This is a genomic window from Desertibacillus haloalkaliphilus (assembly GCF_019039105.1).
GTDB classification, from domain to species: Bacteria; Bacillota; Bacilli; order Bacillales; family KJ1-10-99; genus Desertibacillus; species Desertibacillus haloalkaliphilus.
Map to the genome: position 1 here is coordinate 1 of NZ_JAHPIV010000582.1, position 331 is coordinate 331.

Here is a 331-nt window from a genome sequence, read left to right on the forward strand (position 1 = left end):
TAATTTGAGTCATCGACGTTACATTACCGTTAGCGTCCACTGCCGGCCAATAAACAATCGTCGTATAGTTCGCTGAATTAGTTTGATTAGTGAACTTACGAATAACCGCATCCTTTGGCACCGCAGACACATCAAATCCATAGGCACGTATCAACGCCAAGTTAAATGGATTGTTCGGGTCCATAATCGCATATTTTGAACGCGAATCCGCAATAGAATAAGCATCTGTACTCATACTAGTAAATGCACCCGTTACGGTTTGCGTCATACTTGTCCCACTACCGTTAGTTGTCACACTCTTTTGAGCTGACACTTGGGTCAACGATGGTAC

1 protein-coding gene is annotated in these 331 nt (G+C 43.5%); it reads right to left on the minus strand.

Going from position 1 to position 331, the window contains the following annotated elements:
- Positions 1 to 331 (minus strand): hypothetical protein (locus KH400_RS23370; RefSeq protein ID WP_217228711.1); only part of this gene is annotated, 331 nt, incomplete at both ends.